This window comes from Shewanella sp., assembly GCF_051658185.1.
Classification (GTDB): Bacteria; Pseudomonadota; Gammaproteobacteria; order Enterobacterales; family Shewanellaceae; genus Shewanella.
The window spans coordinates 1-8,357 of the sequence record NZ_JBOFMC010000155.1; the positions used below are offsets into that span (position 1 = coordinate 1).

Below are 8,357 nucleotides of genomic sequence, written 5' to 3' on the forward strand. Positions count from 1 at the left end.
TTATCAGCGACGCATCCATGCTGCGATAAAGTGCCATGCCTAGAATGACCATCACCAGAGACTCGAGTGGCAACCGACGTCGGCGCAGGGTGGCGACGCTGGCATCCTGCAGATATTGGCGGATAAATTCCTCTGGTAATACCGATTGGCGAGGGTTAAAGCGGTAACGAGTTGCATAGAAAAAGGCCTGCGACATCATTATCCACCCAGTCGGTCAAAAAGGGGGGAGTTGAGAAGAGTAGTACCGCACTTCTTAATTTGCTCGTATTAGGAGGGATGCCCAGCAGTAGATGATGCGAAATATTACTGCGACTACTCTGGGTATTAATCCATCGGCGGGCTTTAGGAATCAAACTAAACGTGAGGAAGGCGTTGTCGAAGCAGCTTGAGCAGTTGGCGTGTAGTGTTATTCTACAAATAAATTGTAGCGGCGTCGTTGCCTATCTGATTAAACCTTTCACCTTAATAACCAACAAGATGGGCAAATTTTAGCATCGCATCCTGGTTTTATAACACTTTGGAATGCGTCGTATAAATAAGCTTTTTTACCCGCACGGTGCATAAATCGCTTGTTGGACTTGGCCACAGCCATATTCGAGTCAATTGGTATAAATAATGGGTAATTTAGTGATAGTAATATTTTTTTGATGAACTGACCGTTGGCCAGAATAACTAATGGGGGTAACTTTTCATTTAACGACAGATGCACAGTTTGACCTGATGGAAATTCACCGCTTTACGTTAGCTCAATGGTAAACGATTCAGTCGAAGACATATCTATCTGGACTTAGACAAACGATTCAGTTGTTGGCAGCCCTCCCCCTTGGAAAAATAGACCCAATGTTGGCATGAATGTGTTTATTTTGACCTATTCGAGTCATGTCAACTATGACATCCAACATGAACATCAATTCGTTGTATTTAAGATCTTATATAAAAGTGTGATTTCACTTGATCATCTCGGAGGCGGGAAATTATCTGATGTCGTGACATAAGGGGCCGAAGCCCCTTGGATCAAATATGAACTTTAGGAAAACCCATAACACCGTAAACATTCAACACGTCATTCCAATCCCAACTTTTCACGCCAAGTGACGTTGGTATAGGCGGAATGAGGACTTGTGTCAGAATGCCTTTTTGCCAGGCTTTTCTCTTGAGTTCATTCGCTGCATTCAGGCCGGTCTCAGAGAGATCATGGTCAGCCCAGATATACAGCATTTTCACATTACTTGGTGGTTCAAACCTCGCCAGTAGCGTTGCATTCACAGCCGACCAACAAGTTTGCCCTGTTGCTCGAGTTACCGCTAAAGCCGTTTCTATCCCTTCAGAAACGCCTAAAACCTCACTAGGCAAACCTATTGGAATAGCACCGCCAGTGATTGTTCTGTCACTTGGTATGGGCATCATCTTTTTAGGCTTTTCAACCGGCGCTTTAAATCCGTCATCACTTAGGTAGATCCGATGGAATGTGGCGCTGCGCCCTTGCTGAGTAACGATTTTACCCAGTAGCGCTGGGTAGCTATCGATAAAAACTCCGTCTTCATCATGGTAGGGCAACTTTGGATGGAACCTGAGCACCGAATCCCATTCAGGACGGCTCCGCGTAACAATGCCACGACGATGCAAGTAATTCCAAACCGGTTGTGCACGAGGATCAGCAAGCGATAATGATTCTCCCCAGGTTTGATTCAAGCGATGCATAATCGCTTTATCCTCATCCTGCATTCTAACCTTCCAATCAACAGCGTTACTCCGTATTGCCGGAGTAGATGCATGGACTTGTCCGGGTTGGATACCTAGAACTTTACCGATAGCCTCAACAGATTGAGCAAAGCTCCATCCATTAATCCAAGACAACAGCTCAAAGCCATCATGAAAGATACCGCAGGTGTTACAAACGCCACCACCGGTATATTCAGCATCCTTGAACAGCCTAAAGCCATCACAACCGCCATGAACAGGACAAGCCACATGACGGCCTTTTCGTGTAATAGCGGCATCAAGTTCTGGCACCAACGCCGCCAATATTTGTAGCCATTGGCCATTGAGATATGGCCTCAATGTTTCAATTTGCAAAGGTAACGCCATATAACCTCCTTAAATAAAAAGCTGGCAGACCCGAAAACGCTAAAAGTCAGCACGGGTCCTGCATTCAGCCTTTCGGTTAACAGGACTATTAGTTAAGCTGGATACCGTGTCGTCCTAATGGCCAGATGATGGAATCACTAAGCTCATCAGGATTGACAACCGCAGCCATTGCGCAAACACGAAAGCAAAATAGCGATAATTCGTCATTTTGAATCCACAACAACACATCCTTGCACAACTGAGTACTGACACGACCATCCTGCAATACACGGGAAGCATCCAATAGCATGCCTTCCCGTAACTGCCAGCTTTCCGTGTCAGACCAGATGACAGGGGCATCACTAAACGCAAATATACATTCGAGCTGTGCTGATGCATGTTGATGGGATTGCTTTTGTAAAGAAGGAGAATGGGCAACGCGCCCATTCATTCAAGATAACCGCGTTCGGCAAGCGACACGCAGCCCTCGGATGCGACAACTACATGATCGAGCGTGTGAATATCAACTAATGACAAGGCGTCACGGAGTCGATGAGTCATGCGCTTATCAGCTTCACTGGGTTCAGGATCACCTGATGGATGGTTATGAACCAATATCACTGCTGCCGCATTGAGTTCTAGCGCTCGCTTTGTCACCACCCTTGGATACACACTCACCGCATCTAAAGTGCCTTTGAATAGCGCTTCAAATCGAATAACGCGAAGCTTTGTATCCAGAAAAATTGCACCAAAGACTTCGTATTCATACTTGTGCATCAGTGTTTGCAGGTATGAGAACACCGACGATGGCTGTTCAATTTTGCGACCTTTACTGAAACGATCATGAGCAAGTTTAAGCGCCATGGCTAAAATATCCGTCTCGGTCACTTGCTCAGGCACGACGTAAGTTCCGGCTGCTTCGCCAGCAAAAAATTTTCGATTATTCATGGGCATCTCCAAATATAAACGCGCGGACGGCCCCATGCCCTGACGGGGACGGAATCGTCCCCGCTGGGGTGTAAAAAGTAAGGTGACTATTGCATTAACAGTTGTTGTGTTACTGCAAATAACTCACGTTTCAAATCTTTGACATCATTGATCACAATGCTTTGAGGAAAGAACTTCTCAACACTGCGTGTTTGAATCCCTATCCCCAGCAGCTCAAAGCCACTTCGTCTGCAGCGGTCAACAATGTCATGGGTGGCAGCCCAGTCATCTGGGTCACCATCGGTTAGCACAATCATCAGCTTTCGCTGCTGTTTTTGCGCTAATAAACTGTTTGCCGCAAACCACATCGCTTGCGCCATGGGCGTGCAACCTCTGGGTTTTTGATCAAAACAGGCGGCCCGATGGCGAACCGATTGCTTGGGCAGTAGCACGATAGAAACCTCCTGATGAACGCCAGGAAAATAACTGACCGCAGGCACAACACCCGGTATACCTTCTAGTGCCATGGCCAAAGCCAAGGCGGCTTCATTGGCAACATGAAAGAACTTGCGATGTCCCTCTCCTATTGGTCTTCCCATCGAGCCCGATATATCGACAAGCAAATGCACTGCAGCATTGGGAGCAACACGAGGCTGTCTTTGAATAAATAATCTCGACTCACCCGCTTGTGAAGCAGCTAGACGATGTGTCGCGACTCGAAGGCCGTGCCGTTTGGCATGATTACGATTATCCTGACTGGCCTGAACCATCCCCCTAAGCCTGGCCCGAATTTGCGCCGACTCTGAAGCGGTTATGGTCAAGATGGCCTCATCACCAGTCAATGCCTGCTCTGCTTGAGGCAAACTCAGCGGTGTGACGCCCTGATGTCCTTCAGCTTGTTCCGACAAAACGTGTGCCACTTGGGCAAACGTATCAGGCTTAAACTGCTCGGCACAGGCCTCTAAGGCTTGTCGCAAATTGTCAGCTTGTTCAGCGGTATCTGAATCCCCCGTTGCAGGCAATGCTGTTTCCGAGGTTTGATTGTCACTACTGTCATTGCTCGCATCTTGTCTCCCGCTGTCAGTATCAGACTCATCCTGTGGTGGACGGGATTCTTCTTCCAACATGGTGACGATGGCATCGACAAGTTTCAAAACTTCACCTGTAGACGCAAGGCTAGGCACTGCTGTCAACATGGCACTTAATCGACTCATCGCTGCGGCTGAAAAGAGTTGTCTAACCCTTTCATCAACCGTTTGATACAACGTCGCCAGAATGCTCTGACCGAGAAACTGGTACCGCAAGCGGAACAACAACCATGCTTGCAAGTGAGTTGCAGGTTCAAGCGGTTCAGGTACACACATTTGCTGAGTGTCCACCATGTATTCAATCACTTGCGAAATACTGCGTCGGGTTCCGGGGTAATCCTTTGCCAATTCGTTTTCAATGCGAACATCCTCGATGATATTGAGCAGAGCCTTACGAATAGGCTTTGACGACGCCTTCTGCACCATATCAAAATTGGTATGTCGAATATGCGCCGCTTCATGTGCCAAGTAACCCCATGCAATCTGTTGATAGTGTGGGTCGTCTGGGTTTGCTGTTGGGATCACGATGCGCTTACCATCAGTAAACGCATCTTGTCCTTGAATAAGCACTGTTACACCAAACTTTTCACCATAAGCTGCGGCAACGATTGGCAGTGCGTTTTTTAACGGATGATTCATGGGAGGTCTCCTCACAATTGGGGGGATACTCCCTCAGCGGGAGTGTTCCCCGCTGGGATTTGGGTTAAAAATAAAATGAGTTTGGTACCGTCGAACCAAGGTTTGGACTGACGGTTGGTTGGGGTATTGCTCGCAAATTATCTGCCTGAGCAGGTAATGGCGGTGCCGGGTTGGGTTCTGGTTTGGGCATCAGTTGCCTGATATCCAATTGACCTTCACCGTGCATTCTCATCTTGTCTGGTGAGGACAAAATTAAAATGGTGGCCATCAGCTCGTGATACAGATTGTCTGTCACAGGGCCTGCCTTAGGTAAACGAACAAATAAATTGTCCATTGCTTCAACCATAGGCTGGACTCGGTGATCTAGGAATGACAAACCATCCAACTTGTCTCTTAATCGCTTGAGTGGATTAAGGGCACGCTGACTGATTTGATTCTTGCCTGCAACGGAACGCTCAAACAGTTCATTGGCATCACGAGCCACCTCCCTAAACAGGGTGTGTCCCATGTCATTGACCTTGTCATCTAAGCCACTTACCTGTTCAGCCGGTTGCATGCGATAGATGGCATAATCGAACTGTAGCCGTTGTTCCACGTCTTCGATGGGTGACAGTGCACGCCGGATTGCATCTGCAAATTCCGGGTGTTTTGCAACCCAATCAAAAGTCACCTGATCATAGTTGTCCAAGAATGATTGTTTGCACTGCGCAAACTCCTGACCGATCCGGTCAAGCTCTGGGACAATCTGATCAATTCGGTCCTCAGGGATGGCATAGCCACCTAAAAACCGCACACCGACTTGCTCACACAAACGCTGCGCTTCTTTCTTAAGCCTTTCAAAGTTGGCCAATGACTCTGGGTCGCAAATTTTTTTACTCCCTAAGCTGGCAACATCCTTGGGTGGAAGCAGGCTGCCATTGGCAAGTCTGAAATCTTCAGGCCTTAGTTTTTTTCTACCGCTCCAGATGGAACAATCGATATGACAAATCAGAAGTTTGTCCAGTGTTTGAATACTCATAGTGAATCCTCATGCGAGATGGGGACGCACCTCTCCCGACAGGAGCAATGGCCCCCGTTTGGGTAGTCGTGGTTGACGTCCTAATGGCAACATCACTATCAGAAATAGTAATTCTGCGAATCGGGCGACGATTGGTTGAGATCGATTTTCGAAGGCATTAAATTCAGTGCTTCAGCTATCGGGCGAACCCGTTCTAAATCACTGCCTAATAACCTCAATACATCTTTTTCCAACTTCAGTTGGTCGGATACTTCTATCCCTTCAGGACTCGCTACAGTGAGCGAACACAGTGGTGGTAATTGACGCTTAAAGGCCAGTAACAGCAATAATGGCCACGGACCATCATCAGTGTTCACTATGCCAGCGCCTTCACCTGACACCATACTGATTTGATTAGTACTAGGTAATCCACCTTTGCAAAACCCTAATGACCATTCTCCAATCCTGACCTGGTTATCATCAATAACAGCCAAGCCATAGGCTTCTAGCAGCTTTGCCATATCGAACAATGCTTTTTGCGCCAGCGAGATTTGGCCATTGACGTCCTTGCGAGTACGAAACTCCCAACTGACGTTGTTGGCGCACGCGACGCTATCTAGCGCATTTGAGAGTTCAAATGGCCGCCCTTGATGATCAATGCCGACTTGTCCAACAAATCGATACCCCTTGTGGAGCTTTTCATTGATTCTCCGGTCTGCCTCAGCGTTAGGATCAGTCGAGTCAATCAATCGCTGCTGCGACAATTGACCTGCTTTTCCAAACCGAACTTCAATCTCCTGGTTATCTGATCCAACGTAAATGGCCCATTCTTTGGCTGTCCCATCAGAATGACTGTAACGGTAAAGAGCAAAGCACTTTTCCATCATCAATCCTCCCAGTGGTCACCGAAGACATCAGCGGCAATTCGGTGAATGGCTTCTCGTTGCTCCAACTCAGCCCGGGCGGTCAAAGCCCGAACCAGTGCATACTCCACCGCGTTCGGAGCACCTTTGAAGGCCAGGGTTAACTTTGCCCAACGCACCAAGGTCCGAGTGGACATGGTGATACTGAGCTCTGCCCCGCCATCCGCGCCCCCAATAAAAAGACGACGAATGTCACCTGCTACTTTCACCATTTTTTGGCGAAAGACTTCTGGCAAGCCAGATGCAACGTTCTCCAGAATAGCTTCCTCTACAGCAGGCTCGGCATAGGTCGCTTCAATGATTCTAAAGCGATCAAGAAAAGCCAAATTCTGTTGAAGCACGCCTTGATACAAGCCCGTTTGGTCACCGCTGCCCGCACTGTTGCCGGTAGCGATAACACGAAACTTGGTATGTGGCATGATGATCTCACCGCCATTTTGTGCGATAACCAACGGGGCACCTTCCAAAATGTCATTGAGTCCAGCCAGTTCAGCAGGCTCAGCAAGATCCATTTCATTAATGATCAGCAAATGGCCATGCTTTACAGCCAGTGCCAGCGGTCCATACACAAAGGTCATGTTGCCATTAACCAGCGTGTGGTGACCGATAAGATCGGACAACTCCAATCGACCATGCGCAGTAATTTGCTGTACAGGCCAATTCAATCGAGAAGCAACTTGGCAAATTAGCGAGGTCTTACCGCATCCAGTAGGGCCGGTAATATACAAACCGTCATCGTCTGGATGAGACAAAAACGCCAATACGTCGCGTAGGTCTGCTTTTCTAAAAACATACTCGTCCTTGCGAACGGGAATGTTTGGATGGGTAGTGTCGCCACTGAATCCTTCCAGAACGAAAGCATCAGGAGCCGGGACATTAAACGCTTGATTCACTTGAACCAAAAATGGGGATTGTTCAGTCATGGTAAACCTCTTCTGTTTTAACGAGGCTCCATGCCCCAACGGGGAATGAAGTCCCCGTCGGGTGGTGTGTTGATTGTGGTATGGCTGTGTATGTAAGAGTTCAGCTCGCTCTATCATTCGTACCCAGCATTGGCTACGAGTGAAACGGCTTTCTGATGTACTCGATGTAAGCGCATGAGAAAGGAGCCGAAATCGGCTCCAAGTGAACGTTAAAAGTAAAATGAGCTCGGTGAGTCACCTGGTAGCACCAAGTTCTCTTGCTCAAGGCTGATCTTGATTGGTGTTTCAACGGGCTGCTCTGGCTTATTGGTGCTGATACGTAATCGCTCTTGTGGCGCTTTTCGGTAAGCGGCTAACACCTGCTCGTCCAGCTCGCCTAATTTATCGGTGGCCAATTGCTTGTAATCCACCGTGCCCGCCATCATGTAGCGGCTAAGTTTAACCCCAGCATAGTCGGCATGAGCGTAGTTACCCATCATAGCGACCAATTTTGACTGAGCGTCTCGCATTTCCTCTTTCAAGGATTTAATGTGATTTTCCAATCGAGTGACTTCCGCATGTGCAGAGCAATACTGCTGAGACAATGACGTCCAGCGGTATTGGGCTTCACCTTTGGGCACAAAACAATCTTGCTCAGGGCATTTTGCCGGTTCTGTTTTAGTCTGAACTAACTCCCAAAACTGAAGTGCCGTTTCTTGCAATTCAGTTAAGAACGCCGCGTCTCGTTGTATTGCAAACTCGATCAGTTGATCCTCAAAATAGAACACCAACCAACCCTGTGTGCTATTGGCGA

8 protein-coding genes and 1 pseudogene are annotated in these 8,357 nt (G+C 47.9%); all 9 read right to left on the minus strand.

Features of this window, described 5'->3' with window-relative positions:
• A partial coding sequence (locus ACRCZA_RS06430) for a transposase domain-containing protein (RefSeq protein WP_438673632.1) occupies positions 1-199 on the minus strand: 199 nt, incomplete at its 3' end.
• A gap of 815 nt (positions 200-1,014) precedes the next feature.
• Positions 1,015-2,088: a DUF7146 domain-containing protein gene (locus tag ACRCZA_RS06435; protein WP_438673633.1), complete on the minus strand. Its 1,074-nt coding sequence runs from the start codon at positions 2,086-2,088 to the stop codon at positions 1,015-1,017.
• A gap of 88 nt (positions 2,089-2,176) precedes the next feature.
• Positions 2,177-2,518: a plasmid-related protein gene (locus ACRCZA_RS06440; protein ID WP_438673634.1), complete on the minus strand. Its 342-nt coding sequence runs from the start codon at positions 2,516-2,518 to the stop codon at positions 2,177-2,179.
• Complete coding sequence (gene radC / locus ACRCZA_RS06445; RefSeq protein WP_438673635.1) at positions 2,515-3,015, minus strand: RadC family protein; 501 nt, start codon at positions 3,013-3,015, stop codon at positions 2,515-2,517. Before radC ends, ACRCZA_RS06440 begins: the two co-directional genes overlap by 4 nt.
• A gap of 86 nt (positions 3,016-3,101) precedes the next feature.
• Complete coding sequence (locus ACRCZA_RS06450) at positions 3,102-4,721, minus strand: VWA domain-containing protein (protein WP_438673636.1); 1,620 nt, start codon at positions 4,719-4,721, stop codon at positions 3,102-3,104.
• Positions 4,722-4,785: 64 nt separating this feature from the next.
• The gene (locus tag ACRCZA_RS06455; RefSeq protein ID WP_438673637.1) at positions 4,786-5,739 is read right to left on the minus strand and encodes a DUF3150 domain-containing protein; all 954 of its coding nucleotides are present in this window, start codon (positions 5,737-5,739) and stop codon (positions 4,786-4,788) included.
• Between the two features lie 98 nt (positions 5,740-5,837).
• The gene (locus tag ACRCZA_RS06460; RefSeq protein WP_438673639.1) at positions 5,838-6,602 is read right to left on the minus strand and encodes a hypothetical protein; all 765 of its coding nucleotides are present in this window, start codon (positions 6,600-6,602) and stop codon (positions 5,838-5,840) included.
• A gap of 2 nt (positions 6,603-6,604) precedes the next feature.
• Complete coding sequence (locus tag ACRCZA_RS06465) at positions 6,605-7,564, minus strand: AAA family ATPase (RefSeq protein ID WP_438673638.1); 960 nt, start codon at positions 7,562-7,564, stop codon at positions 6,605-6,607.
• Between the two features lie 209 nt (positions 7,565-7,773).
• Positions 7,774-8,357 (minus strand): annotated as a pseudogene (locus ACRCZA_RS06470) (YqaJ viral recombinase family protein); the annotation flags it as partial.